This window comes from uncultured Imperialibacter sp., from assembly GCF_963974565.1.
Classification (GTDB): domain Bacteria; phylum Bacteroidota; class Bacteroidia; order Cytophagales; family Cyclobacteriaceae; genus Imperialibacter; species Imperialibacter roseus.
The window spans coordinates 14595-41195 of sequence record NZ_CAXBCJ010000033.1; the positions used below are offsets into that span (position 1 = coordinate 14595).

The window sequence follows — 26601 nt, forward strand, 5'->3', positions numbered from 1 at the left end:
TTCTTGAAATGATCTGGTTGCTCTACACCTTTCTTGTCATTGGCACTTTCTTCTTTATGGAAGCAATGGCCTGGTTTACCCATAAATACATTATGCATGGGATTTTATGGACTTGGCACCGGTCACACCACAAAGTGCACGACCATGCCCTGGAGCGCAACGACCTTTTTGCATTGGTTTTTAGTATTCCCTCTGTCGCTTGTATCGTACTGGGATCAGAAATTCCAGAGATACGCTGGCTGATGTTCGTTGGCTTTGGCATTCTGGCTTACGGGCTTTTCTACTTTATTTTCCATGATGTGATTGTGCATAGGCGGATCAAAATCAAGTACAAAGCCAAAAGCAAATACATGAAGCGGATCATGAATGCCCACCACGTGCACCATGAAGTGCACACCAAGGAAGGAGCCAGAGCTTTTGGTTTCTTGTATGCGCCAAAGAAGTACGAGAAGGAAAAAGGGAAAACGTCCTGAAAATCCTCTTTCCTTCTGTTTCAAAATCCCATTTTATCCATTCTTCACATCCATCTCTGACTACTTCCCGAGGGCTAGGCCAAGCGTAAAAATCGAAGCTCTTCTAAAGGCTTAGTTGATTAACTAAATAATTAGTTACTTTCTATTTTATTTGCTACATTTAACTTCACCAATTGTGATATTGATGCGAATATTAATACTAACAGCTCTACTATTAGTCGTACTCGGCAAGGTAAAAGCACAAGACTATGTGATCTTTGAAGAAGAAGACACTATTATTTATTCGTTACTTAATAAACCAGCGCCCAACTTTCAAGGATACAACCTGAAAGATAGTCTCATTAACTTCGGAAGCTATGAAGGGCAGAAAATCTTGTTGCATTTTTGGAGTAAGTATTGCGGATCGTGTCTGAAGGAAGTGCGAGATTTAAACAGACTGGCTACGGAGTTTGGCAATGACGTTAAGATCCTTAGTGTCCTTGAAGAAGGTAAAGCTGAGGTAACCAACGCAGAGGGGAATTTCTTCAACGTAGAACTCAACTCTACCGGTTACTATCAGTTTGCTGACAGCATTCACCATACAAAATTGATCGACTTTGAAATTCTCCCAAATGGCGCTCGAATTCGTGAGATGTTCAAAGTGCCAAAAATGTTCCCGTCAACGCTGGTAATAGATAGTGAGTTCATTATAAAGGAGTTCTCAGATGGCTATCTATTGGATGCAATGAATCCAAAGGAAGGAAACTATTTGCACTTGCTTGAGATGCTAAAGAAGGCTGAGTAAGTATCAACAAATTTAATATAGTGGAACAAACGTCTTTTGCCTGCCAAATAAGGCATATTACTCCATTTCTACTTTTTGGGGTTTTATTACCTAAGTGCAAGCCCAGAAGCTATTACCGGCTCTCTCCTACACTTGCCGGGCACCTAAGAACAACTTTACACTTCCGCATTAAACAGTTTGAAAAAACGAGCTTCGTATGGCGCCAAAAGTGACGGACTATTTACTATTTTGGCTGCAAAATAAATATGCTCAATGAGGCAAGTAGTAGCTGGTTTGCTTTTCTTAGTGATTTTGACCCAATGTAAAGTCCCTAAACCGTATCAATTTCAATTGCCTTTTTCAAAAAAATCTGAAAAAAGTCATTCAAATGATTTTATCCCGGGTGCTGAGGAAGAAGATCCATTTTTTGATACGTTGACCTACTTCGAAAAAGAGCAGGAAAAAGAAGCGCTATATTCTCCGGAGTTCAAAGCCAAAAATCTAAATCTGGGCCTCGCCGGAATGCCATCTGATTCATCCATTGTTCCTATTGACCCTGAAATTCTCAAAAGCGACACATCTCAATTGTCTCCAAAGAACAGCGCTATTCAAAAAACCAGTGGATTGGCACAAATCAGCTTCTTCTCTGCGCTGGCGACCATCGCACTGTTCCTTTTACCTATTTCGTACCCCGCTCTTGCTTCTTTTTTGTTCTTGGCAACAGCCGCCTCAGCCCTAACCACCGGACTGATTGCCATTCAGCGCATTAGAAAGAAGAACCAAAGTGGCTATGGCATGGCTCTGTTTGGAATGAGCATCGGCACCCTTGTACTGTCGATAGTCGGCCTGCTTGCTTTCTATGGTTATGTCTTGAATTAGTAGCCGTTTGGTGATCATTTGCTGATCTGCAACTTAGTCCATTTATTCATCCCTCAAGGCAAGCACCGGGTTTTCCTTCGCCGCTCTTAACACAATGAGGCCAACGCTGATCAGGGCAAACAACAAAACGAGTCCACCAGCAGCCACGAATATTGCCGGATCCAAAGCTATATGGTAAGCAAAGCCCTGTAGAAAGTTGTCCATCAGGTAATACGATGCGGGAATCGCAATGACGAAAGCTATCGCCACAAGTAGTAAATAACCCTTCGTTAACGACACCGCCAACTCGCTCAGCGATGCACCCATTACTTTTCTGATACTGATTTCCTTTCGTTTTCGCCGGATCATGAACGAGGCCACACTAAACAGGCCAAGCGATGCGATGATCAATGCCAGTATTGAGAAAAGTGCGGCAGAAAACCCGATGCGCTCCTGCTCGGCATACATGGCAGCAAACTCCTGGTCAACAAAAAAGTAGTCGAGCCCTTCGTAAGACTGCAACTCCCGCCAGTCGGCCTCCACCCTTGCGAGCACCTCCTGGGTTTTACCTGGCTCAAACCGAATGACTACAAAGTTGAAAAAGTCCTGAATGGGGTAGTGCATAAGCGGTTCGATATCATTTTTTAGTGACTGATAATGAAAATCCTCTGTTACGCCAACCACTTTTACAAGTGTACAACCCGCTTCGCCGCCATCACAAAGGTACTTCCCTTCTATCGACTCCCAGCCCAAAGCCTCCATCGCCTTCTTATTGATGACTGCTGCATTGGAGTCGCTGGCCAGGATTCTGTCGAAGCTCCGGCCTTCCACAAATTTCACTCCGAGAGTCTCAAAGTAGTTGTCGGCTACGTAGGCCTGCTTCATGTGTAGGCCGTTTTGAGTATCATCTTTATCCGTCAACCGATTGTAATTATCCCAGTATCGTCCGGGTACATTGTATCCAAAGCTGACAGAGCCAACACCCGGCACAGCCTTATAATCGTCCTGCCAGAGCTTGATTCGTTTCAGCACTTTCTCCGAATCACTAAAGTTTTCGGAATTAACTGAGATAGCCAGCAACTGGCCATCAGCAAAATTGAGGTCTTGCTCTTTCATAAATTGAATTTGCTTCCAAACCACCAGTGTTCCTGCCATCATAAAAATTGAAGCGGCGAACTGGAAAACCAACAAAGACTTTCGCACGACATCGCCAGATTTCCCCACGGAACCCGCTCCGTTCAGGCCTTCCTTCGGTTTAATGGAAGTGGCATAAAAAGATGGGAACAATCCACTGAGGAGCCCCACGCAAAAGACAAACATCAGAGAGACACCAATGAGATTGAAATAGTCCAGTGTGGTAAGCTGTAGTTCTATTGAGAACCTTTCTTCAAGGCCCGGCAGCATCAGGTAAACGACCAGCCAGGCTAATGCAGCCGCTAAAAAATTCACCATGAGCGACTCAATGATAAACTGCGATATGAGCTGCCGTCTATTTGAGCCAAGCACCTTTCTTATCGTTACTTCTCTGATCCTGACAAGCGCCTGTGCCGTGGCCATGTTGATAAAATTGACCGAGGCTATCGAGACGATTATGACTGCCACTATAGCGAGCAGGTTAACAATTGACGCATTGTCTGTATCCACCGTTCGGTAGGCCGCCAGCGGCAACAAGGCAATGGCAATATCCTGTTGTTTGTTCGCAAAATTATCTGCCACAATTTTCGCTAGTTTGTCATCAATCTTTTCTGGTGTTACACCACTTTCCAACATCGCAAAGGCCGGCATGAAGGTGTTGTACCAGTTGGCCATCTCAGGATCCCTCAGCCATTCAGGCCTGTTGTCCCATCCTGTGAGCACATCAAACTGCATGCTGCTGTTTGATGGCAAATCTTCCAAAACCGCTCCGACCAACCAGGTTTTTTTTGACTGGCTTTCCTGAACCTGCCTGCCTACTGCGGGCTCAAAACCAAACAATTTTTTTGCGACCGTCTCAGTAATTGCCAACTGATCCTTTGTCGACAGCGTCTGTTGAAAATCTCCTTCTTTGACTTTAAAGTCAAACATCAACGCAAAATCAGGATCGACAAGTTTGATGACTTCATGAACTCTTCCATTGTTGGTTTCGAGCCACGGACTGTCCCAGCCGCCGTACCGTGTAGACAGTACTACTTCGGGCAAGCCTTCTTTTAATTTGGGAGCCAAGGGCACTTTGCTTTGAAAGTAGGGCTTGCCACCCGCTTCGCTCTCACCCACTACATACAGCTGGGCACTGTTCGCATGGAAGTTGTCGAACGAGCGCTCAAACCTGACAACCAAAAACAGCAGCACCGAAGCAGCGATACCCAGCGAAAGGCCCAAAAGGTTGATCAGTGTATAAGCACGGTACTTCCTCAGATTCCTGAAACTGACTTTCAAATGATCCTGTATCATAAAAAATGGATTTACTGATGAGGGAATAAATGACTTTAAAAGTTTCGGTCGGATGAGTAGGGCGATCTCCCAAATGAAGAGCCATTTCAAGTTTTTCGGGGAATTTTCCAGAGCCTTTTGCTCATATATTTCCAAAAGATCCCCTTCAATCTCTTCCAGAAAATCTGCTTTACAAATTGCCCTAAAAAATCGCATCGGTAAACGAGGCGGAACAAATTGGGGGGATCTCATGGCTTACGTAAATTTTAAAACTATCGAAGGTATCTCAGACCACAGCTGGGCACGGATGTCTTTGATCTCCTGCAAAGCTTTTTGGGCAGACGCCGTAATTTTGTAATACTTCTTCCGCTTGCCTCCACGCACATTGGAGGTTTCGCCCCATGCGGAATCGAGATAGCCTTTTTCCTCCAGTCTCTTTAGTGCTGTTTGCAACGCCCCCACGCTGGTACCATAACCCAGTCTCCTCTCCAGCTCATTCTTAATCGACACACCATAGGCGTCGTTATGCAATACAGCGATCGTCAGCAACACAATTTCCTCAAACTCCCCCAGCTGTGTTTTCTTCATAGTCTATATTTTTCCAAAATGTAGAGGTTATCATATTAAATTCCTAATTGAAGAGGTTATAAAAGTTTCTTGAGCCCGATTGTCAGCCCCCTTACAGCATGCGAGGCCTCTGCGTTGTACCTTTACAGCATGAAAAAGTGGACAGTTGCCATAGGCGTTGTGCTAGCGACGGGGCTCGCTGCTTTTCTAAGCCCGAAGCCTTTCATTGAAAAAAAGGCTCTAATTTCGACGCCCAACGACGGAGCTTTTGCCCTACTTGAGCTATTTACCTCACAAGGCTGCTCGAGCTGTCCGGCCGCCGACCATCTTCTTAATTCAATTATTGAACAGGCCGCTATCAACGGTGATCCCGTCTTTGGCTTGTCTTTTCACGTAAGTTACTGGGACTACCTGGGCTGGAAAGATCCATATGCAAGTTTGGCCTACAACGTTCGGCAGGGCAACTATGTCAACCAACTAAAGGCTGGCAATGCTTACACCCCCCAAATGGTGGTCAATGGAAAAGTTGAATTTGTAGGCTCTTCCAGAAAGGAAGCGGATAGCGCCATCAAAGCTGCCTTGGCTAAACCCGCCGGTTACTCGCTAAAAGCTTCAGTCTTTGACAACGGCGGCGAGCTCCTGATAAAATATGCCCTGGACAAAGCTCCCAACCAGGCATTGATCAATATCGCCCTGGTAAAAAAGGAGGTACAAAACCATGTTGCAAGGGGAGAGAACAAAGGACGAACACTGACCCACAAAAACGTTGTTGTGGAGTTTCAAACAGTGATGTCAGAAGCAGCTGGAGAAGTTTCACTTTTGTTGCCAAACGGGTTTGAACCCAATGACAATTCCGTAGTTGTCTATCTCCAAAATAAAAATGACCTGGCCATCATTGCTGCTTGCCAGGTCATCTTATAACTTCTTTTGGAGGTGTTAGGCGCCCTTCAGTTCTTTGGATTTATCAAGCACTGCGTTCCAAACTCTGAACACGTTTTGGTAACAAATCTTGGCAATATCCTCTTCGGTGTAGCCCCGCTTCAAAAGCTCGTAGATCAGGTTAGGAAACTCAGAAACATCTTTCAGCCCAGTTGGTAGCGAGTCGCCCACACCGTCATAGTCCGAACCCAGACCAACATGGTCAATCCCGGCTATCTCTACCACATGGTCAATGTGGTCAGCCACCACACCTACCGTAGCAAACAGGTTGATGGCAGAATCAGCCACATATTGCTTCATATAGGCCTGCGCAGTAGAATCTCTGTAGCTCAATCCGTTTTCAGCCAGCCAGTTGGTCATGTGCTCCCGCACCTTTTCGCTTTTTTCCCTTACTTCGCCGGAAAGGAAGCTCGACCCGAAGTTGATTTGGATCACCCCCCCATTCTCGCCCAGCATCTTGATCATTTCATCCGACATATTGCGCTCGAAGCCCGGCGTGAAATACCGGCAAGATGAGTGAGAGGCGATAGCGGGCACGTCAGTCAGTGCCATCACATCATAAAATGTGCTGTCGGACACATGTGATATGTCCACCATGATGCCCTGCTTGTTCATTTCTTTCACAACCTCCTCACCAAATGGACTCAGGCCGTTCCAGGTGTAAGTGGTATCGTAGCTGGAGTCGCAAATCTGGTTGTCTTTACCGTGGGTAAGTGTGATATAGTTGATCCCTCTATCAGCGAAGTACGCCACATTGGCCAGGTCTTCCATTAAGGGAGCTCCGTTTTCCATGCCCATCGGTAGCGATATCAAACCAGCTTTAAAGTTCTCTTCAATTGCCGCTGGCGTCTTGGCTAACGCAAACTTGTCGGGATAAGTAGTTGTCAGCTTTTCCACCATATCAATCAGTGAATCGGCCAGGTTTTTGGCTTCCTGCGTCACACCGTAGCTCGACGGAATGTAAATCGACATCATAGGCGCATCCAGGCCACCTTCCTTTGCCCGCACGTAATCGAAGTTGCCCTCCGGCGTGCGAACCGACACGTCCATAATTTCCTTTTTCAGGATGAAGCCTGCCACCTTCATTCGATAGGGCAAATCCACGTGGCCGTCAGTCAGTATAAATTTATGAGCAAGTGTGTCTGCGTATGCTCTCAGCTCGTCGTCCGACATAGCCGAAACATCCTTCTTTTCTTCCTTTGGAGTACTGCAGGCCGCTAATACAGCAATTAAAAGGCAGTAGACTAGTTTTTTCATTGTTTTAGGTTTAGTTGAGTCATGAAATTAAGAGCAAATGGCAAAGAAACCAATAGTTTGTTGTAGAGAACGAAGTAAAATAGCGCTCGCTCCGCTATTTCATTTAATAAAATGAGAAAATGATTAATAATAGTATAATAATTGAACCGGAGTGAATGTGGCACTTCGAATTAATTAACTTGCCTGAAAGTGGAACCTTGCGCCCAAATCTGTAGTTGGGTCATGAGGTTGAAAAAATCAAAAACAGCCTAAAATTGAATTGTGTGCGCACACAATATGGATAATTCAAATTTATTGCCGATATTTACAGCCAATCAGTTGGCGCTTCGCAACGGTCAGGACAGGGAGGAAGTTTGGATTGCCTACAAGGGATTCATTTATGATGTGAGTCTCTCCAGGCAATGGCGAACAGGACTTCACTACGAACACTGGGCGGGCCAAGATCTTACCGGTGAATTACCCGATGCGCCACACACTGATTCAGTTTTTGATAAATTCAAATGCATTGGGCGCTTGTCCGGGCATGAAAACACCCTTACACAATGATTCTAATTGCAGACAGTGGGGCAACAAAAATAGAATGGCGTTTGATCACGGAAGACGGTCAAATCAAACAGGCAAGCTCTGAAGGATACAATCCTTACGTGCAGGAAGATGAGGATCTTCGAAAAGGAGTGCAGGAACATGTGCTTCAAGTGGTGGGAGCGCACAAAATAACTGAGCTGGCGTTTTATGGTGCTGGCTGCGGAAGCGTAGAAAAAAACAAAAAAGTAGCTGAAGTTCTCAGGCCATTTTTCCCGGAAGCCTCCATTGAAGTCAACAACGATCTCCTGGCAGCCGCCCGTGCGCTTTGTGGTAATGAGCCAGGCATTGCCTGCATTTTGGGCACAGGGTCTAACTCCTGCTATTACGACGGTGAAAAAATTGCTGCGCAAGTACCCTCGCTCGGCTATGTGCTCGGCGATGAGGGCAGCGGTGCCAATATGGGCAGAAAACTGCTGATAGCCGCTGTAAGAAACAGGCTCCCTATATCCCTTCAGGAGGCCTTTGATAAAAGGTTCGGTTTGACAGAAGAAGATGTGCTGGAAAACGTATACAAAAAAAAGTACCCTTCCCGATTCCTGGCCAGTTTCATGAAATTCCTTATGCATCATATTAAGGAGCCGTATGTGTACAAGCTAGTGTATGATTCATTCACCGAGTTTTTCACAGAGATAGTCATGTCTTACAAAGGCCACGACAAACTTCCCGTACACTTCACCGGCTCGGTGGCCTTCTATTACGGCAACATCCTGCGCCAGGCAGCAAGCGATCAGGGCATCACCGTCAAAAATATCATTGAGGGCCCAATAGCAGGCCTGACGCTTTATCATCAGGAGAAAACCTTTGGAACAAGTAAAGTATGAGCACCACCGAAAGCAGTTCATATTACAATCACCTGGAACAAATGTCTGTTCTGGAGCTGCTGACCAACATCAACAAGGAAGACCAAACAGTTCCTTTGGCGGTTCAAAAAGCATTGCCACAAATGGAGGCACTGATCTCTCAGATTGTGCCCCGCATGAAAGATGGTGGCAGACTGTTTTACATTGGTGCCGGCACCAGCGGCAGGCTGGCGATTGTGGACGCCTCCGAATGCCCGCCTACTTACGGTGTGTCTCCCAATGTTGTAGTCGGTATTATGGCCGGTGGTGATATCGCCATCAGAAAATCAGTAGAACATGCTGAGGACGATCCCGATCAGGCGTGGAAAGACCTTGAGGCGTACAAGCCAACATCAAAAGACACGCTTATAGGAGTTGCAGCATCTGGCAGAACGCCCTATGTAATCGGGGGTGTGTCGGAAGCAAAGAAAAACGGATTGCTCACGGGCTGCATTACCTGCAACGCTGGCACTAAGCTGGCCGAAGCAGTAGAATACCCTATCGAGGCGGTGGTAGGACCGGAGTTTGTTACTGGTAGCACCCGCATGAAGTCAGGCACAGCGCAAAAGCTAGTGCTTAACATGATCAGCACCACGGTGATGATACAGCTGGGCCATGTGAAAGGCAACAAAATGGTGGACATGCAGCTCAGCAATGAGAAGCTGGTGCAACGGGGCGTGCGCATGGTGATGGATGAGCTGAAAATCGAAGAACCGCTAGCTGCGAAGCTCCTGCAAAAATATGGTTCAGTGAGAGGAGCAGTCGACAATTACCCCTCGCATGCATGAACTAGAGCCTTTCTACCGGTGGCTTACGTATTACGACCCTTCCACGGATCCCAACTCCCCTTTTGAAGGAAAAGAATACAACTACGACGTTTACTCCGAAACTGTGTACGGCTACTACCTGGCCCCCGGCTGGGATTATATGGGATCCGAAACGCTGTACATGAAAATCCTCTACGCCGACTACGAAGAGGGTTATGTAGTCTTCGAGTTTATTGGGGAGTGGAACGACGCCCTCCACAACGATATCATGCATCTGAAGCGGAACATCGTTGAGCACTTCGAGCTTTATGGTATCAATAAGTTCATCCTCATCGGTGAAAACGTGCTCAACTTCCACGGTTCCGACGATTCCTATTACGAAGAATGGTTTGAAGAGGTGGAAGACGGCTGGATTGCCATGGTAGGCTTTCGGGATTTTGTGCTTGATGAAATGAAAAACTTCAATATCGATTCCTACGTCAACTTCGGCGGAACCCTACAGATCGACAACTGGAGAACCCTGACACCGAAAATCTTCTATCAATTGGTGGCACAGCAGATTCAGCGGAGGATTGGGGAGTAGTGGCCTGCTACGCAACGCTACATCATAACGTAAAATCCAGAACTTTATGTAAATTGATCATTGTTATTAGTAGCATGGAGAAATCGCTTTTACATAGAATTACACTGAATCCAGAGGTTTGTGGTGGCAAACCGACAATCAGAAACATGCGGTTTTCCGTCACAGACTTGTTGAGTCTGTTGGCTTCGGGCATGACCCACGAAGAAATACTTAAGGACTATCCATATTTGGAGGAAGATGATATCAAGGCATGTCTTGAGTATGCCGTAAAGATTTCCGACCCAAGAACAATCATTCCAGTAGTACAGTGACATGCATTGTTTTCTTGTCGACACGCAATTGCCCCCGCTATTGTCTGAGTTGCTGAACGAAAGAGGTTTCGATTCAAAGCACACCGCTGCCGACTTCCCAAATGGTCAATTTATGAACGACAGGAGTATTCTGGATATCGCAATAGAGGAAAATAGAATTGTCATCACAAAGGACAAAGACTTCAAGAACAATTACTTGCTGCAAGGCGCTCCTCCAAAAGTGTTATTTATCCAACTCGGAAATTCTCCCAATAGAGAATTGCTCAGCTATTTCAGGAAAAATTTAGCCCACATTAAATCTCTGCTCGACGACGGTCATTATTTTATTACGCTGGGAAAGGACAATATCGCTGCTTACTAAATCGAGAAAGCACATACAAAATAGACAAGTATCAGTTTCAACGACCCTTCAAATTGCCAACTGGAGAACCCTGACACCGAAAGTCTTCTACCAATTGGTGGAACAGCAGATTCAGCGGAGGATTGGGGAGTGAATCAAAAGCAATTATATCTTGTGATGAAGGCTGATCTGTACTTGTGTTTTTTGCCAGTTGTCGGTAGTTTGTTGCATAATGCCAACCTGAACTCTTGGGCCTGCCTTAAGGTGGTAGCCAATAGCCCCATAGGTTCTATTTCTATCAAAAAGCTCTACTGACCGACCGTTTCCTATCTCTCTTTGGCCATTAATAAAGAGCTCGTTGTATAGTGCCAAATAGATGGTCTTGGGTTCCATCTCTGCTTTGTTCAAGGGAATATTGAGAAATAAATTGTATCGGTATCGTGTACGGAAATCCTGCCCCTCCACAAAGCGTTGCTCGTACCTAAGGCGGTGGTTTAGAAAGATTCGATCACCTATTTTGGAAGGAAAGAGAGCTTCCTGATAAATTCTATGTTCAGCAGAAGTAGTTTGCTCAGGGCCATAAACTCCTGTATGGATACTAGCATAACCAGCTGTAAGAGTGATATTGGCCGATTTTGGCGACCATGTTAGCCCTCCACGAAGCAGCAGCTGCTCCAAATCGCCTATCATGTCCCAGTTCCTGTACTGCAAGTCTCCCTGTAGCCCCCACTGACTTTCGCCAAAGGTTGTATTAACAAAATACATATACCACGCACCAAGCTCATCTTCGTTTACCTGCGCCTGGCTGGTGCCAAACATCACAAATAGGGCACAAATGATAGCTGACCTAATAATTCTCATCATACTAGTAAATGTTGTTCTCGCAAAGCGGTGGCTCGGTTCGACTTTACTAAATAACCTAATAAAATTCTCGTTAACCAACCATTTTTCAAGGGGCGGTGTAAGCAATCCTTTCCACCCTCGCTACTTCCGAAATCAAATACTTTCGCCCCGTCTTCATTTCCAGGCAAATGGACCGAGTACGTTTCTTCCCTTCTTTTTTGAAGTGCCTTGATTCAAGCAGGAATTCTTCTCCAATGACAAGCTCTGCCAGCAATATGCCGCTTTTGTGCACATCGTACCTGGAAAGGGCCATCATGAGGACAGGGTCGGAGCAGGAAGCGGCCTTGGGGTTGGCCAGGTGGCGGCGGAGCTTCAGTCCCAGCTCATCAGGAAATGCTCCCGCTTCTACGATGGGGAACAGCACTTCCTTAAAAGTGTTTTTCCACTCAGCACCATGAGGGGCTATTCGCCGGCCATACTTTTCAAAAGCTTGCAGGTGGGCCACCTCGTGCAGATAGGTAACCGTAAAAGCATAGGGGTTGAGGTCTTGATTGACTGTAATAATGGGCTTCTTGCCCTTATTAAAGCGGAAGTCGCCGAGCTTGGTGGAGCGGCCTTTGACCACCTTTAGTGTGAATCCATGCTTCACCCAAAGGTCAAAGCAATACCGGGAAGCCTTTGGCGGCAGGTATTTTTCGAAAACTGCAAACTGTGACTGCAAGCGGGCTTAAGGTAAGTCTTCTAAGTCTTTTTCAATGGTGATCTTCACATCCTTCAAATCACGGTGGATGCTTCGCAGCTCTTTTCTGATTTGCTCTCTTATCTTCCGCACATCCCTGTCGGACACGTCTACTTTGATCACGATATCGTCGAGACCATCCTCCAGATCGATCCTGATCTCCTCCACATCATCCATGGCATCGTCGAGCGATTCCTCCACGTCGTTGAGGGCTTCGTTGATGATGTCCTCAATTTCGTTGGTGCTGGCTTCTACAGTTATACTGAACCGATTGTCATCACGTCGGTCGCTGCATGAGCTGATCATGAAAGCGACAAAAAGTATTGCTAACAACTTTTTCATAGGATAAAACTACCCTATTTCTGTCTGAAAAACAACGTGATGGGTGAACCGGTAAAGCCAAAGTGACCACGCAATTTATTTATCAAATACCGCTGATAGGATTCTTTGATGTACTGCGGGTTGCTACAGAAAAAGGCGAATGAAGGCGTCTTTGTCGGAAGCTGCGTGATGTATTTGATGTTGATAATTTTGCTTTTGACAGACGGCGGAGGGAATTTTTCTATTTCCTTCAACATAATATCATTCAGCTTGGAGGTCGGAACCTTTTTTATTCGGTTCTCGTGGATTTCCATGGCCAGCTCAATCGCCTGAAAAATTCTCTTCTTGGTTACTACAGACGTGAATATAATGGGCACATAAGCCATATCGCCAAGCTTTTCTATCATGGCTTTTGTAAACTTGTCGGCGGTTTTCTCGTCCTTCTCTACCAGGTCCCACTTGTTCACCATGATCATGATGCCCTTTTTGTACTTGTGGGCCAGGTTGATAATGCTCATATCCTGCGCTTCCAGGCCAAGTGTTGCATCGATCATGACAATACTCACATCACTGTCCTGAAGGGCCTGAATGGATCGCAGCACAGAGAAGAATTCAATGTCTTCCTTCACCTTGGCTTTCTTCCGAATACCAGCGGTATCTGTCAGAATAAAGTCCTTGTTAAAAAGGGTATAGCGGGTGTCGATAGCATCACGGGTGGTGCCAGCCACGTTAGTTACGATGGTTCTGTCCTTGCCCACCAGCATATTTAGGAATGAAGATTTGCCCACATTGGGCCTTCCAAGAATAGCGATCCGGGGAATGTCTTTGCCCGGGTCTTCGTCCCCATCTTCCTCAAAATGCTTTACTACTTCATCAAGCAGTTCTCCAGTGCCCGAACCGCTATTGGAAGAAATAGGAAACATATGTTCGCCCAGCCCCAACTCGTAAAATTCATTGGCAGCAAATATTCGTTCGGTATTATCAGCCTTGTTGGCCACAAGCAGTACAGGCTTGTTTACACTCCTCACCACGTTGGCAAAGTCCCTGTCCCATGGAGTAACTCCCTCGCCGCAGTCGACCATAAATAGAATGACCGACGCTTCTTCGAGCGCTTCTACCACCTGCTCTCTGATGGCAGATTCGAAAATATCATCCGACCCCACCACATATCCGCCGGTATCAATCACCGTAAAATATTTACCAATCCACTCGGCATAGCCGTAGTGGCGATCCCTGGTTACGCCAGGTTCGTTGTCCATAATGGCCTTTTTCTTCTCAATCAGTCTGTTGAAGAAAGTGGATTTGCCCACGTTGGGCCTGCCTACAATTGCTACGATATTTGCCACTGGAAAATAAAAGATTAGTAATAATGAATGAGGAAATCAGCCACGATGGCTCCGCTGAAAACAAATACTATTGGTAAAATTCGTCATAATAATTCAGAAAAGCTCCTCTGGCTTTTTCGCTACCATAACAACGCATAACAAAAAGGCCTCAGCGTGCGCTGAGGCCTTGTTAGTAGCGGGGACAGGACTCGAACCTGTGGCCTTCGGGTTATGAGCCCGACGAGCTACCAACTGCTCCACCCCGCGATATGTTTGTTAAAGGGCTACAAATGTAAGGCAGCTTTTAAGCAAAAACAAGTACCTTTACAGAATAATTCAAAAGAATGTCAAAAAAATCTACTGAACCGCCATCTCCAGCGTTCCGCTCGGGATTTGTGTCTATCATCGGCAAACCCAACGTCGGCAAATCTACCCTCATGAACGCCCTCATTGGTGAGCGCCTCTCCATCATCACTGCAAAGGCCCAAACTACCCGCCACCGCATTTTTGGCATTCTGACAGGCAAAGATTTTCAGATTGTGTACTCCGACACACCCGGGGTAATGAAGCCTCAGTATGAATTGCAGGAGGCAATGATGCGTTTTGTGTACCAGTCGCTGGAAGATGCAGATGTGATTCTTTTTGTTGTCGAGCTGGGCGACAAAATGGATGGCGACAACGTCGAAATTCTGGAGCTCCTGAGGAAGAGCGGTGTACCGGCCCTTTTTGTGATCAACAAAATCGACAAGTCAAAAGGCAGCCAGCTGGAGGACAAAGTAACCTACTTCAAAGAGTTCTCGGGTGATATTCCTATTCTCTGCATCTCCGCCCTCGACAAGACCAATCTGGAGCCACTGTTTGACCAGATATTAGAAAAGCTGCCTGTCCATCCGCCCTATTTTCCTGACGATGAAATGACAGACCGAACCGAGCGGTTTTTTGCCTCAGAGATCATCAGAGAGAAAATATTTCTGAACTATAAAAAGGAGGTGCCTTATAGCTGCGAAGTAATCATTGCTTCATTCAAAGAGGAAGAAAAAATTATCCGGGTGATGGCGGAGATTTTTGTTGAGCGAGCCACGCAAAGGGCGATCATTATTGGTCATGGGGGGCTAGCGCTGAAAAAAGTGGGTATAGAGGCGAGGAAGGACATGGAAGCATTCTTCGGCAAGCAGGTTCACCTCGAAACCTATGTGAGGGTTGAAAAAGACTGGCGGCAAAATAAGCTCAAATTGAAAAGGTTTGGCTATGTGGATTGAATCCCAGCCAAAAAACGACTTCTCCCCCATGCATTTGAGCTACCGAAGGTCAGTCATAATTCACCAAAAATAGATTCCCAAAAATCTTTCTCTCCTACCAACAAACAGAAAAAGATTGCCCTTATCCAACATAATAAAACTATCAACTTTTCCATTTTATAAATTATTCCTATTTTAAGCACTTGCTCAAACAGGAATAACCAATGCTATCCAGAAAAAATAGCCTCATATCGGGTATTATAATATTTATATATTTTTTCCCACAAACATTCTACGGGCAGGAAGTTAATATAGGGAACGCCTTGAGCTCTGAAAATGCGCTTTTGAATATTGGGTCAGACAAGGGCATATTACTTCCCCGGCTTACTTCCGGACAGCGGACAGCAATACCCAGCCCCGCCAATGGATTGATTGTATACGACATCGAACAACACTGCTATTACTATTATAACGGCCGCAGCGGCTGGGAGGCAATGAAGCCGGTGCCTACGGGAACAATTACGATGTGGTATGGGGATATTTCTACCTACTTTCCCGGAGGCGTGGGGGTTAAGCACATGGCAGGGTGGGCGATTTGCGACGGTAACAATGAAAGACCAAATCTGGGAGGCAAATTCGTAGCAGGCTACTCAGGGTCAGGAGACTATGCGACTATTAATGGCACGCCTGGAGGATCTGGAACAGTTGGCCTTGGAGTAGATAACTTGCCAAGCCACACTCACACCATTACTGACCCAGGTCACAACCATGCCGTCACACTGCCTGCAAACACAAGTCATACGCACACTATCAGCTACAGCTCAAGCAGCTTTGGAGCAACTTTCGGTCGGGCAGACGATCATCTCTCCACAATCGCCTACAGAGACGGTGGTACTACTGTTGACTATGACGTCACTACTGGCAACGGCTCCTTCACCGCATCAATGGATCCCGCCAGTGCAAATATCTCTCTGCAAAACAATGGATCGGGTGCTGCCTTCGACAACCGCCCACCTTTCTATGTTCTTGTTTACATCATGAAATTATAGCCATGAAGTTTCCAGCTAAAATTAATCTGATATTTGTGTTTGCCTGTCTCCTGGCCAACTACACCAACGCCCAACAAGGCGCAGCCATAGGAACGACTAACCCGGAGCCGTCGGCCGCCTTTCAGGTAGGAGAAAGGATTTCCAATATCAATAAAGGAGTGCTCATACCACGAACTACTACATCAATTGTTGACCCCACCGATGGTCTGCTTATCTATAACACATCCTCCGGATTCCTTGCCTACTCCCAGGGGGGCGTTTGGACAGATATCACTCCCGTGCCTTCCGGCACCGTAATCATGTGGGGAGGAGATGTCTCAAGCTTGCCAGATGGTTGGGTCCTCTGCGATGGAAACAAGTATGATCTCAAAGGCCAGTTGGACTCAAATGGCATCCCAACACCCAACCTAAGAAGCCAATTTATAGCAGGCTATTCTGGCGGCGGAGACTATGCCACGCTGAACTCCGTCACCGCAGGTGGGGCATTTCACACACTTACGGAGGCCGAAATGCCTTCACATTCACACGCCATCTCATCTGATCACAAACACAGCATAGGTTTTACTCCAGGTGCTCACGATCACGATTTCTCTGTCAGCGACGCCGAAAAGAGCACCGGCGCTATCGCAGGCGCCAGCACTGCACCTGTTGCCGGGTTTCACTATCTCCCGGTAGCTAACCCCAAATCAACTTCGAAGGTAGGAACGGCCATTGGCGTTAGCGGTTCGACCACAGGGATTTCCGTAGGGGAAACCGGCTCAAGTCAAGCCATCGACAATAGACCCCCGTATTATGTATTGGCCTTTATAATGAAGCTATGAAAAAGAGAATTCAACCTCATCGATGGCTACGTGCCGTTGCCTTCATTTTTATAAGTTTCTCCTCAAAGGCACAGGAATCAACAGACTTTCTTTTTATAGGCACTGGGCCAACCCCGCCTTACGAAAAGGCCGTCGTTGTCATTGATGTTCAGGAAAAAAACAAAGGTGTACTATTGCCCAACTACGCTGCCGGAACCAACGACGGCACCAACCATAGAAGCCACCCGTTAGCGGCCGAAGCAGGAATGATGTACTACGACTCTAACGGAAATAACGTGAGTGTATACAATAGCACCAATGGTGTTTGGAATTCATTGGGTTTTCTCCCGGTCAAAAGCATCGTGATGTGGAGCGGTGACCCAAGCGCCCTTCCCGCTGGCTGGTATCTCTGCGATGGTGAACATGGCACTCCCGATTTAAGAGGCAGGTTTATTGTGGGGCTGAACCCAGGTGGTTCAGACTATCCTTCCAAGGGCCCGGGTGGGGGCTCTGACTACATAATGATTAACGAGGCCATGCTGCCGAAGCATTCGCATGGGGTAAACGACCTTGGTCATACGCATGCGGCTACGTTGTCTCATGACCATGCCTATTCTGTCACAGAATACCGCTCCATTATCCCGAACACAAATAAAAGCATGGTGGGGCCGGGGGGCTCTCCAAGCAACACGAGTTCGGTCACCACAAGCTCAGCTTCATTTACCGGCACATTTTCTGTCTCCTCAATCGGTGTAGGAGCATCCGCTGGTGCCACCGGGGGAGGCCAACAATACGACAACCGGCCACCTTATCTTGTGCTAGCCTTTATTATGCGTGTAAACTAGCAAGCAAAAAAAGCTGAATTTGACTCATCAGCCGAACAAACATTTTTCTTCCTATCTTTCGCTTTCCTTAAATACGACATGGAAGCGATCGATAGTGTGCATCTTAATTTTAGTCAGGGATCTGCCTGGGGTCTTAACTTTCTGCTGGCCTTCATCATGTTCAGCGTGGCTATTGAGCTTTCGGTGGGAGATTTTAAAAAAATCGCCCAATACCCGAAAGCGGCCGTTGTAGGTATCATCTCACAGTTCCTCATCCTTCCTCTTCTGACTTTTCTTCTCATACTGGCGTGGGAACCGGCCCCAAGTATTGCTCTGGGCATGATCATGGTAGCGGCCTGCCCTGGCGGCAATGTCTCCAATTTTTTCTCTTTCATGGCCAAAGGCAATGTGGCGCTGTCCGTCACCCTTACAGCCTTTTCGACTGTAGGGGCTATTCTTTTCACCCCGATCAACCTGTCTTTCTGGGCCAGTCAATACGAGCCAACCGCCAGATTGCTGACCAAAGTGGATCTTTCAGTTTTAGATGTGTTTACCGCTGTATTCATTATACTAGGCGTGCCACTTCTCGTTGGCATGACGGCAAAACATAAAGCCCCCGAATGGTGCCTGAAATATGGCAATGTATTTCGTAAGGTTTCACTGGGGATCTTTGCACTATTCGTTGTTGGAGCACTTACCGCTAACTACGAAATATTTTATAAACACATTTATCTGGTTGTCATCCTGGTATTGATCCATAATGCGCTTGCTCTGGGCGGAGGCTATGCCCTGGCCAGATTATCCGGTTTGACTTCCACAGATCGTCGGACGATTGCTATTGAAACAGGAATCCAAAATTCAGGCTTGGGACTTTTGCTCATATTTACTTTTTTTGATGGCTTGGGAGGCATGGCGCTGATTGCCGCCTGGTGGGGCATCTGGCACATGGTATCCGGGATGACAGTCAGTTACCTGTGGTCCCGTTCCAATTAAACTTTAACGATATTCATGCTTTATTTCATTTTTCGGCCAATTGTTAGGGTCGCTCTATGGTTTTTTTACGGCCATTTCAAGGTTTCCGGCCTCGAAAATTTACCAAGGAATGCTCCTGTTATACTTGCCCCTAATCATCAGAATTCCTTTTTAGATGCTATTCTGCCGGCCTGTTTTCAGCCCCGGTCACTTCATTTCCTCACCCGCTCTGACGTTTTCAAAAAAGGACTGATACAAAAAATTCTTTTTGGCTTTCATATGTGGCCTGTCTACAGGCAGCGTGATGGCAAGGACACACTAGGAAAAAATGAAGAAGTGTTTAAGAACTGTAGCCAGCTCCTGAGGAGTAATGGATGTCTGCTACTGTTTCCGGAAGGCGACCAGATCTGCGCACACAACCTTAGGTCACTTAAAAAAGGAATGGCTCGCATCGCCTTTCAAACCGCCGAAGAGTCCAACTTTGAAAAGGAAATTTATATTGTACCAGTGGGGTTGAATTACGAGCATTACTGGAATTTCAATACGGCGTTTCAGATGCGGTTCGGCAAACCAATAAAAGTGCTCGATTTTAAGAAAGACTATCAAGAGAGCGAACAAAAAGGACTCCTGTCACTTACCAAAGCGGTGAGTGAGGGTATGGAGCAGGAGATCATCCAGATTGGCAGCCGGGCCAATGAACATTTTTGGTTCGAAGAGGCGGGCCTTTCAGGGGTGGATTTAACGTCACCTGAATTTTTCAGAAACATAGACGTCGACTCAAGACCTGCGCCAAAGCCAAAGAAAAGAAAAATCAACGCCGTTGCACGTGCTTTACACTGGCCCGTGCTTACACTCCTTGCTGGTTTTTTGAAAAGTAAAATCAAAGACAACAAGTTTCTTGGTGCCGTAAAGTTCGGAATGGGCATGGTCTTCTTCCCGATATATTACCTGATTGTATTCACCGCCGCTGTAGCCCTTTCCGGCAGTTGGTGGCTGGGAGCCGGATTAGTTGTTTTTATGATTCTATCCCTGAAGATAAAAAGCTAAGCTTTGCTGTACTCAAAAGTGCCATATGCGCTGGAAATCGTCACAAGCGGGCTAGCCGAGGCCTTCACTTCACCTATGATTTGCGCATCAACTCCGAAACTGTTGGCAATTTGAATCATGTTCTCCGCTGAACCAGCATCGGTATATATTTCCATCCGATGCCCCATATTGAACACTTTGTACATCTCCTTCCAATCCGTACCACTTTCTTCCTGAATGATCCTGAATAAAGGCGGAACATCAAACATGTTGTTTTTTACCACATGATTCTCAGTGATAAAGTGGAGTACTTTGGTTTGTGCTCCCCCACTGCAATGGACAATTCCATCAATCGCTGCCCGGTGGTGTTTAAAAACCTCCATCATCACAGGTGCGTATGTCCTTGTGGGCGAAAGTACCAACTTCCCCATATCCAACGGCACGCCCGCTACCCTGTCAGTCAGCTTGTATTTCCCTGAGTACACCAGGCCTCGTGCTACTGCAGCATCATAACTTTCAGGATACTTGTCCGCATAGGCCTTTTCAAAAACATCGTGACGTGCAGAGGTGAGTCCGTTGCTGCCCATGCCTCCATTGTACTCAGTTTCATAGGTAGCCTGACCGTAAGACGTCAGTCCAACAATCACATTACCCGGCTTTATCCCGTCTGTTGTGATAACGTCCGAGCGCTTCATTCTGGCAATTACCGTGCTGTCTACTATGATGGTTCGAACCAGGTCGCCAACGTCGGCAGTCTCTCCTCCGGTCAGTGCTATATTCACACCATGGTCTCTCAATAGCTGCAGAACTTCCTCCGTCCCGTTGATGATGGCTGAGATGACCTCTCCCGGCACTTTGTGCTTATTACGCCCAATTGTCGAGGAAAGAAGAATATTGTCCGTGGCGCCCACGCAGAGCAGGTCGTCGGTATTCATTATGACAGCATCCTGAGCAATACCCTTCCAAACACTCAGGTCGCCTGTTTCCTTCCAATAAAGATAGGCAAGAGATGACTTGGTGCCGGCGCCATCAGCATGCATGATATTGCACCATTCAGCGTCATTGCCCAGCATGTCGGGCACAATCTTGCAAAATGCTTTGGGAAAAAGACCTTTGTCAAGTTTCGAAATTGCCTGGTGCACGTCTTCCTTATCGGCCGACACACCTCTTTGCAGGTAGCGCTCGTTCATCCGACAAAAATAAGCGACCCACAAGAATTGTTCGCCCTCTTTAGCCAATTAATTGAAAACATGAGAAAGACGGCCTTTGGATTATGATCAGATAGCAAACTCTCGCAAAAGGATGTTCTTCCTCGTTTCAGGGTCTTCTTTGTAGACAACAATTTTCCGGCATTCAAAAGCATCGGGAACAGACGCACTGGCAAGGAACTTAATCGCCTTGTCGTAGTTGTCGCCCTTGATGTAATTGCCAATGGTAATGTGGTGCCTCAGGTATTTTTCAAAATCTTCGTGCTGAGGTTTCTCTCCCAACAAATAATCTTTGAAGGCCTGGTGAAGACTATTGGTTAATACCCTTAGAGGAAGTGACTTCTCCACATCCACAAAAATAAATCCCCTGCCGGGCGCTGTAATTTTATTCAGCGAAATATCGAACGGAAGAGCTCCTGTCAACACCTTTTCGACGGCCTGCACAAGCGGCTCAAGGTGGCCCGGTTCAACTCTTAGATAAATGAGGGAAATGTGTGGTTCATAATCCCAATAAAAATAATTGCCTATTTTCTCCCTGAGCTGGAACTTGAGTTTTTGGATATGAGAATAGACAGGCTCCGTGGGGAGCAAAAATACCTTTACAGTGTCGAACGCCATTATTCTTGTTCTCCTCCATTTCCCCGTTTAAAATACTTGTCAAACTCATCATCCTGCAGCGATCCCGGCTGGTCTTCGTCTTCTATGATGAACTTTGACTTGTCGTATTTTGTCACTTTAAATTCGGTGCGGCGGTTGACCTGATGCTCCTCCTCAGTTTGTGCTTCTTTGATGATCAACTGAGTTTCTCCATAACCTCGGGCCACCATGCGGGAGGCGTTTATCCCCTGCGAAACAAGGTATCTAACCGCTGATCTTGCCCTTCTATCAGAAAGGTCAAGGTTGTAATCATCAGGAGCCCGATCATCTGTATGAGAAGCAAGCTCAATTTCAATCTCGGGGTTATCTCTCATGAGTTGCGCCAGCTTGTCAAGTTCCAAGGCAGCATCGGCCCTGATGTCGTCCTTGTCCAGATCGTAGTAGATATTTTCCAACACAATCGGCTTCTGCATAATAATTTTCTCGAGCCGGATTTTTGTTTCAAAAGTTACGTTAGTAATCAGCTCAGTAAGTGTGCTTCTGTCAGGCGTTTTGCCTACAGTGCTAAAGTCGATCCTTGTGGTGAAGTAGTCTGGCTTTTCGGCTACCAGATAATAGTTTTCTTCCCCAAAAACCTGAAAATTGAAGGAGCCATCGTCACCGGTGAAGGTTTCGCTAATCAGCTTATCATCCTTTTCATCCAGAAGCCTCACTTTGGTATTGCCTAGAATCTCATCTGTTCCTGTAACCCCTGGTGTGACTGTTGTGCCTGCCAAATGGAAATTGATAATTTTCAGATTAGGGTCGTCATTGACAAAGGTATAGATGTCGTCATCGCCCTTTCCGCCAGGTCGATTTGAAGAAAAGAAGCCTCTGGTAGGGTTAAAAAGGAATAAACCAAAATCGTCTCCTTCCGAGTTGACTGGTGCCCCAAGGTTGTCAACCCTCATAGCTCCTCCCTGCCTCTTCGCCACAAAAATATCCATGCTACCAAGCCCAGGATGTCCGTTGGAGGAAAAATAGAGTGACCCGTCTTCCGCCATATAAGGAAATGCTTCGTCACCCGCTGTGTTGATTTCCGGCCCCAGGTTTCTGATGTCCACCCATCTGCCCCGGTTGTTTAACGTGGCCGAATAGATGTCACTGCCACCCAGTCCGCCGGGCCTGTCCGATGCCCAAAATAGCGTGGTGCCATCGGGGCTCATTGCAGGGCTGCTGTCCCACGACGAAGGCTCGTTGACGTTGACCGGCCTTGGGGTAGACCAGCGACCGTTTCGGTAGCGAGTAAAAAACAAATTAATTTGTTCGGCATCACTGCTTTTTCCCGTGTTGCCTTTGGCGAAAATCATGGTGTAGCCATCAGGCGAAAAAGCAACAGATCCTTCGTTTACTCCCGGGTCGTTAATAATTGGATCCAGTGCTTTGAGCGAAGTAAGGTCAACAACCGCTCCTCTTGTTTTCACACTGTAAATATCCGTAAAACCTGTGCCAGTGGCCTTGTATACTTTTCCGCCATCTCTGTTGGAGGTGAAATACAAATCGCCCTTATTGTACACTGGGCTATATTCCGCAGCTGGCGTATTTACCGTTTCAAGGTTTTTTACCCTGTAGTACGACTCTCTGTCTTTTAAAAGATCAAGCTTCTCAAGGCTGGCCAGGTCATCTTCCGCAAGCTTCTTGATAGATGGCGTTGAGGCTTTCAGCAAATAGTCGTTTAACGCATCTTTAGCATCCTCATATTTCCCTACAGCTTTCAGGGACTGAGCATATTCAAACCAGGCCATTTCGTCATCGATGCCATTCTGAATAGCCGCCCGGTAATAGGGCATCCCCTGTCCAATTTTGTTAGACTTCTTGTAAGCTTCTGCAAGCCGATAATTTAGATCCGGATCCCGTGGGTTTTTCTTCACCAGTGTTTGATACTGGTTGATAGCAACGTCATATTCCGCATTGGCGTATGACTTTTCTGCTTTTTTGGAAACACTGCATCCAGCCAGAAAAAACAATCCCAATACTAGTCCCAAACAGGTGTTTCTCATAACAACTACTATTAAACGAGGTACAACCTTCAAACACTCAATTTAACGAATGTCCCTATTGAAAGGTATGCGTAGTTTTAAAATAACGTTTCAACCAGGTGTCTCCAGCCGGCACCACCCAATTCGTTTTCAGGTCTTGCTTTGTACTTATCAGTGTGTTGAATACCCGAGAATCGGCCTCTAGCTCACCTCCCGCTACCTTTGGCTTTATTTCTTGCAGCTTAACCCTTTCCAGAGATTGACCGTTTTTAAAAATCACAGTGTCTCTTGTAAAAAAGTCTACTTTAAGTTTTTCCTGAAGCACCTGGAGTTCGTGAACTGACGTATCAATACTGCAACCTGAAGCGCCAGAAGACGATTCGTCGACTGCGATGATGACAAATACTTTATTTTCTATGATGAAAGAACTCGTAAGCGGCTGGTTATGGGCCTTCCAAGAATCAAGAAATGATGTAAGCGAACCGGAAAGCCATTCCACTTCTTCGTCGGTAAGGAATCTATTGCATTGGTACACCCACAGCCTGCTGGTGTCCTCCATTTGATCAAAAGGAATAAACATGCCTTATAATTTTTAGTAAATATAAAAGCCCGGGGCTATATGAACTAATCGAGCCGTTGCTATTACTAATAATTACAATAAAACTAAAGTTCCAATCACCTACGAATTTGACAGGTCAGCATTTGATGCCAGAATAAGCTCTGCCAGATCAAGCACCCTCACCTGGCTTTCCTTTTCCTTGTTCTTCACCCCATCCGACAGCATAGTCATGCAGAACGGACAAGCGGCGGCTATTACCTCCGCACCGGTTGACAGCGCCTCCTCCGTTCGTTCAATATTAATTTCCTTGTTCCCTTTTTCAGCGTCCTTAAACATTTGCGCTCCTCCGGCACCGCAGCAAAGGCCGGTGGTCCTGCATCTCTTCATTTCTACCAGGTCAGCATCAAGAGCGGAAATCACCTCTCTAGGCGCTTCATACACCTGATTGGCCCGACCAAGATAACAGCTGTCGTGATAAGTAATCTTTTTGCCCTTAAAGGCCCCGCCAGCTACTTTCACTCTGCCTTCACTGATAAGTTGCTGAAGGTAAGTAGAGTGGTGGATCACCTCGTAATCGCCACCAAGGCTGGGGTATTCATTCTTCAACGTATTGAAACAGTGAGGGCAGGCCGTCACTATCTTTTTTATTTCATAGCCATTGAGCACCTGAATGTTGGCCATGGCCTGCATTTGAAACAAAAACTCATTTCCCGCACGCTTAGCCGGATCACCTGTGCATGCCTCCTCCTGGCCCAGAACTGCAAATTTTATCCCGGCATGGTTTAGGATTTTAACAAAGGCGGTTGTCACTCTCTTGTAACGGTCATCAAAAGATCCGGCACAGCCTACCCAAAACAACACTTCGGGAGACTCTCCTTTTGCGGCCATTTCGGCCATGGTTGCTATCTTATACTCCATTGCTTAGTCGTTTGAAGGTTCTTGTTTCAGCTCGTCGGCCCACTTGAACCGGTCGGAGGGAGGAAACTTCCAGGGGGCAAAATTATTCTCGATATTTGAAAACATCGTATTCCAGGATGCTGGCGAGCCCGATTCTTCCATGGCTACATACTGGCGCATCTGTACGATGATATTCAAAGGGTCAATATTAACCGGACAGGCTTCAGTGCAGGCATTGCATGTGGTGCAAGCGTTAATCTCTTCTTTGGAGATATGGTCACCCAGAAGCGACTTGCCATCTGTCCCAGGCTCGCCACCTTTAGCAAGAAAGCTCCCGTACTCTTCCACCCGATCCCTCGTGTCCATCATGATTTTACGGGGTGAAAGCTTTTTACCGGTTATGTTGGCTGGGCATTCAGAGGTGCAACGACCACATTCGGTACAAGCGTAGGCGTCCATCAGATTCTTCCAGCTCAAGTCGACCACGTCTTTAGCGCCAAATCTCCCTACCTCAGCTGGTGGTGCGGCCTGGTCCGACTGAATGCCGAGCATCATCTTCACCTCATTGGTTACCGTTTCCATATTCTCAAACTTCCCTTTCGCATTCAGGTTGGAGTACCATGTGTTCGGGAACGCCATGAAAATGTGCAGGTGCTTTGAGTAAGTAACATAAATAGCGAAACCAAGAATGCCAATGATGTGAAACCACCAGGCAAATCGCTCAACAACTACCAACGTGCCGGTGCTCAGTCCATTGAATAATGGAATAAGCACAGAGCTGATGTAGAGGTTGCCTGTTTGATGATAGGCTTCCGGCATTTGCTCTTGCAGCAGCTGATCGGTGGCATTCATAGTAAGAATGGCTAGCATCAGGATGCTTTCGATTACCAAAATAAGATTGCCGTCCAGTGCCGGCCACCCCTTCATTTCGGGCTTTGTGAATCTTGGCACTCTCAAAATATTTCTCCTTATCAAAAAGACAACACAAGCAACTAAAACTGCCAGCGCAAGAAATTCGAAAAAATTAATTGCCCCACCATAAATGCTGCCGAGCAAAGGAGCAAACAGCCTGTGCGTTCCCAATATACCGTCGAGCACAAACTCCAGCACCTCCAGATTGATAATGAGAAAGCCCGCATAAATAAAGAAGTGAAAAAAGGCAGGAATAAAACGTTTAAACATTTTCCTTTGACCGAAAGCCACAAGCAGCATGGTTTTCCATCTTTCACTCTTGCGATCAGATCTGTCAATGGATCTTCCCAATAAAATATTTTTTCTTATCTGTCGTATTCGACCGAAAAGCATAAAGCCCGCAACGGCCAGAATAGCTAAAAAAGCAATTTGCGGAAGGTAGGTCATGTTCTTTGTCGCTAGTTTCCTTTATTTTTCAAAATGTTTTTGGATCAAATCATTTAATCCATACTTTTGCATTCTCATTTCTGAGGGTGCTGTAGCTCAGTTGGTAGAGCATCGGACTGAAAATCCGTGAGTCGG

29 protein-coding genes and 1 tRNA gene are annotated in these 26601 nt (G+C 46.4%); 16 read left to right on the forward strand and 14 right to left on the reverse strand.

The genetic code is table 11. The annotated features are described in order from the left end of the window. Positions 1 to 8: 8 nt before the first annotated feature. The 3 genes from AAC052_RS26915 to AAC052_RS26925 all read left to right on the forward strand — a co-directional run bounded on the left by AAC052_RS26915 (position 9) and on the right by AAC052_RS26925 (position 2115). A complete protein-coding gene (locus AAC052_RS26915; RefSeq protein WP_339816227.1) occupies positions 9 to 473 on the forward strand; it encodes a beta-carotene hydroxylase in 465 nt (154 codons plus the stop codon). Positions 474 to 657: 184 nt separating this feature from the next. Continuing rightward, positions 658 to 1257: a redoxin domain-containing protein gene (locus AAC052_RS26920; RefSeq protein ID WP_339816228.1), complete on the forward strand. Its 600-nt coding sequence runs from the start codon at positions 658 to 660 to the stop codon at positions 1255 to 1257. Between the two features lie 330 nt (positions 1258 to 1587). Continuing rightward, a complete protein-coding gene (locus AAC052_RS26925) occupies positions 1588 to 2115 on the forward strand; it encodes a DUF4190 domain-containing protein (RefSeq protein ID WP_339816229.1) in 528 nt (175 codons plus the stop codon). 42 nt (positions 2116 to 2157) lie between these two features. On the opposite strand, the gene AAC052_RS26930 is transcribed toward AAC052_RS26925, so the two are convergent. Both AAC052_RS26930 and AAC052_RS26935 read right to left on the reverse strand, forming a co-directional pair. Further along, positions 2158 to 4524 (reverse strand): FtsX-like permease family protein, encoded by a 2367-nt coding sequence (locus tag AAC052_RS26930; RefSeq protein ID WP_339816230.1) that lies wholly within the window; start codon positions 4522 to 4524, stop codon positions 2158 to 2160. A 234-nt stretch (positions 4525 to 4758) separates the two neighbouring features. After that, the gene (locus AAC052_RS26935; RefSeq protein ID WP_317489406.1) at positions 4759 to 5091 is read right to left on the reverse strand and encodes a helix-turn-helix transcriptional regulator; all 333 of its coding nucleotides are present in this window, start codon (positions 5089 to 5091) and stop codon (positions 4759 to 4761) included. Between the two features lie 129 nt (positions 5092 to 5220). Between AAC052_RS26935 and AAC052_RS26940 the strand changes: the two genes are divergently transcribed. Then, the gene (locus tag AAC052_RS26940; protein ID WP_339816231.1) at positions 5221 to 5991 is read left to right on the forward strand and encodes a DUF1223 domain-containing protein; all 771 of its coding nucleotides are present in this window, start codon (positions 5221 to 5223) and stop codon (positions 5989 to 5991) included. A gap of 15 nt (positions 5992 to 6006) precedes the next feature. Here the strand turns inward: AAC052_RS26940 and AAC052_RS26945 are convergent, their stop codons facing one another. Beyond that, entirely contained in the window at positions 6007 to 7266 is a 1260-nt protein-coding gene (locus AAC052_RS26945; protein ID WP_339816232.1) for a dipeptidase, read from the reverse strand. A gap of 276 nt (positions 7267 to 7542) precedes the next feature. On the opposite strand from AAC052_RS26945, the gene AAC052_RS26950 reads away from it, so the two are divergent. From AAC052_RS26950 to AAC052_RS26975, 6 genes are all read left to right on the forward strand, one after another. After that, positions 7543 to 7812, forward strand: coding sequence for a cytochrome b5 domain-containing protein (locus tag AAC052_RS26950; RefSeq protein ID WP_339816233.1), 270 nt, complete (start codon positions 7543 to 7545; stop codon positions 7810 to 7812). Further along, positions 7809 to 8672: a BadF/BadG/BcrA/BcrD ATPase family protein gene (locus tag AAC052_RS26955; protein WP_339816234.1), complete on the forward strand. Its 864-nt coding sequence runs from the start codon at positions 7809 to 7811 to the stop codon at positions 8670 to 8672. Before AAC052_RS26950 ends, AAC052_RS26955 begins: the two co-directional genes overlap by 4 nt. Next, positions 8669 to 9478 carry an N-acetylmuramic acid 6-phosphate etherase gene (gene murQ / locus AAC052_RS26960; RefSeq protein ID WP_339816235.1) on the forward strand — a complete coding sequence of 270 codons (810 nt, stop codon included), beginning with the start codon at positions 8669 to 8671 and terminating at the stop codon, positions 9476 to 9478. The genes AAC052_RS26955 and murQ overlap by 4 nt, the downstream gene beginning before the upstream one ends. Next, positions 9471 to 10040 (forward strand): hypothetical protein, encoded by a 570-nt coding sequence (locus tag AAC052_RS26965; protein WP_339816236.1) that lies wholly within the window; start codon positions 9471 to 9473, stop codon positions 10038 to 10040. The genes murQ and AAC052_RS26965 overlap by 8 nt, the downstream gene beginning before the upstream one ends. Before the next feature lie 74 nt (positions 10041 to 10114). After that, positions 10115 to 10351 carry a DUF433 domain-containing protein gene (locus tag AAC052_RS26970; RefSeq protein WP_317492390.1) on the forward strand — a complete coding sequence of 79 codons (237 nt, stop codon included), beginning with the start codon at positions 10115 to 10117 and terminating at the stop codon, positions 10349 to 10351. Position 10352: 1 nt separating this feature from the next. Continuing rightward, the gene (locus AAC052_RS26975; protein WP_317489399.1) at positions 10353 to 10712 is read left to right on the forward strand and encodes a DUF5615 family PIN-like protein; all 360 of its coding nucleotides are present in this window, start codon (positions 10353 to 10355) and stop codon (positions 10710 to 10712) included. A gap of 144 nt (positions 10713 to 10856) precedes the next feature. Here AAC052_RS26975 and AAC052_RS26980 read toward each other — a convergent pair whose 3' ends face one another. The 5 genes from AAC052_RS26980 to AAC052_RS27000 all read right to left on the reverse strand — a co-directional run bounded on the left by AAC052_RS26980 (position 10857) and on the right by AAC052_RS27000 (position 14186). Further along, complete coding sequence (locus AAC052_RS26980; protein ID WP_317489398.1) at positions 10857 to 11555, reverse strand: DUF2490 domain-containing protein; 699 nt, start codon at positions 11553 to 11555, stop codon at positions 10857 to 10859. An 85-nt stretch (positions 11556 to 11640) separates the two neighbouring features. Continuing rightward, a complete protein-coding gene (locus AAC052_RS26985) occupies positions 11641 to 12255 on the reverse strand; it encodes a SprT-like domain-containing protein (RefSeq protein ID WP_317489397.1) in 615 nt (204 codons plus the stop codon). 6 nt (positions 12256 to 12261) lie between these two features. Continuing rightward, complete coding sequence (locus AAC052_RS26990; protein ID WP_317489396.1) at positions 12262 to 12615, reverse strand: hypothetical protein; 354 nt, start codon at positions 12613 to 12615, stop codon at positions 12262 to 12264. 14 nt (positions 12616 to 12629) lie between these two features. Next, complete coding sequence (der, locus tag AAC052_RS26995; RefSeq protein WP_151996218.1) at positions 12630 to 13940, reverse strand: ribosome biogenesis GTPase Der; 1311 nt, start codon at positions 13938 to 13940, stop codon at positions 12630 to 12632. A gap of 173 nt (positions 13941 to 14113) precedes the next feature. Next, a tRNA-Met gene (locus AAC052_RS27000) sits at positions 14114 to 14186 on the reverse strand. A gap of 77 nt (positions 14187 to 14263) precedes the next feature. On the opposite strand from AAC052_RS27000, the gene era reads away from it, so the two are divergent. The 6 genes from era (at position 14264) to AAC052_RS27030 (ending at position 19849) form a co-directional block, all read left to right on the forward strand. Further along, positions 14264 to 15178 carry a GTPase Era gene (era, locus tag AAC052_RS27005; protein ID WP_339816237.1) on the forward strand — a complete coding sequence of 305 codons (915 nt, stop codon included), beginning with the start codon at positions 14264 to 14266 and terminating at the stop codon, positions 15176 to 15178. 203 nt (positions 15179 to 15381) lie between these two features. Continuing rightward, positions 15382 to 16206, forward strand: a complete 825-nt coding sequence (locus AAC052_RS27010) for a hypothetical protein (RefSeq protein ID WP_339816238.1) — start codon at positions 15382 to 15384, stop codon at positions 16204 to 16206. A 2-nt stretch (positions 16207 to 16208) separates the two neighbouring features. Continuing rightward, complete coding sequence (locus AAC052_RS27015) at positions 16209 to 17027, forward strand: hypothetical protein (protein WP_339816239.1); 819 nt, start codon at positions 16209 to 16211, stop codon at positions 17025 to 17027. Beyond that, entirely contained in the window at positions 17024 to 17851 is an 828-nt protein-coding gene (locus tag AAC052_RS27020; protein WP_339816240.1) for a hypothetical protein, read from the forward strand. The genes AAC052_RS27015 and AAC052_RS27020 overlap by 4 nt, the downstream gene beginning before the upstream one ends. Positions 17852 to 17929: 78 nt before the next feature. Next, a complete protein-coding gene (locus AAC052_RS27025; RefSeq protein WP_339816241.1) occupies positions 17930 to 18823 on the forward strand; it encodes a bile acid:sodium symporter family protein in 894 nt (297 codons plus the stop codon). A 15-nt stretch (positions 18824 to 18838) separates the two neighbouring features. Further along, on the forward strand, positions 18839 to 19849 hold the full coding sequence (locus AAC052_RS27030; RefSeq protein ID WP_339816242.1) for a 1-acyl-sn-glycerol-3-phosphate acyltransferase: 1011 nt from the start codon (positions 18839 to 18841) through the stop codon (positions 19847 to 19849). On the opposite strand, the gene AAC052_RS27035 is transcribed toward AAC052_RS27030, so the two are convergent. The 6 genes from AAC052_RS27035 to AAC052_RS27060 form a co-directional block, all read right to left on the reverse strand. Continuing rightward, the gene (locus tag AAC052_RS27035; protein ID WP_339816243.1) at positions 19846 to 21018 is read right to left on the reverse strand and encodes an AIR synthase related protein; all 1173 of its coding nucleotides are present in this window, start codon (positions 21016 to 21018) and stop codon (positions 19846 to 19848) included. The genes AAC052_RS27030 and AAC052_RS27035 overlap by 4 nt on opposite strands. A gap of 87 nt (positions 21019 to 21105) precedes the next feature. Continuing rightward, a complete protein-coding gene (locus AAC052_RS27040) occupies positions 21106 to 21654 on the reverse strand; it encodes a 2'-5' RNA ligase family protein (protein ID WP_339816244.1) in 549 nt (182 codons plus the stop codon). Continuing rightward, positions 21654 to 23672 (reverse strand): OmpA family protein, encoded by a 2019-nt coding sequence (locus AAC052_RS27045; RefSeq protein ID WP_339816245.1) that lies wholly within the window; start codon positions 23670 to 23672, stop codon positions 21654 to 21656. Before AAC052_RS27045 ends, AAC052_RS27040 begins: the two co-directional genes overlap by 1 nt. 55 nt (positions 23673 to 23727) lie before the next feature. Next, the gene (locus AAC052_RS27050) at positions 23728 to 24231 is read right to left on the reverse strand and encodes a hypothetical protein (RefSeq protein WP_339816246.1); all 504 of its coding nucleotides are present in this window, start codon (positions 24229 to 24231) and stop codon (positions 23728 to 23730) included. 99 nt (positions 24232 to 24330) lie between these two features. Then, positions 24331 to 25128, reverse strand: a complete 798-nt coding sequence (locus tag AAC052_RS27055; RefSeq protein ID WP_317489385.1) for a (Fe-S)-binding protein — start codon at positions 25126 to 25128, stop codon at positions 24331 to 24333. Between the two features lie 3 nt (positions 25129 to 25131). Next, on the reverse strand, positions 25132 to 26466 hold the full coding sequence (locus AAC052_RS27060) for a (Fe-S)-binding protein (RefSeq protein WP_339816247.1): 1335 nt from the start codon (positions 26464 to 26466) through the stop codon (positions 25132 to 25134). Between the last annotated feature and the right edge of the window lie 135 nt (positions 26467 to 26601).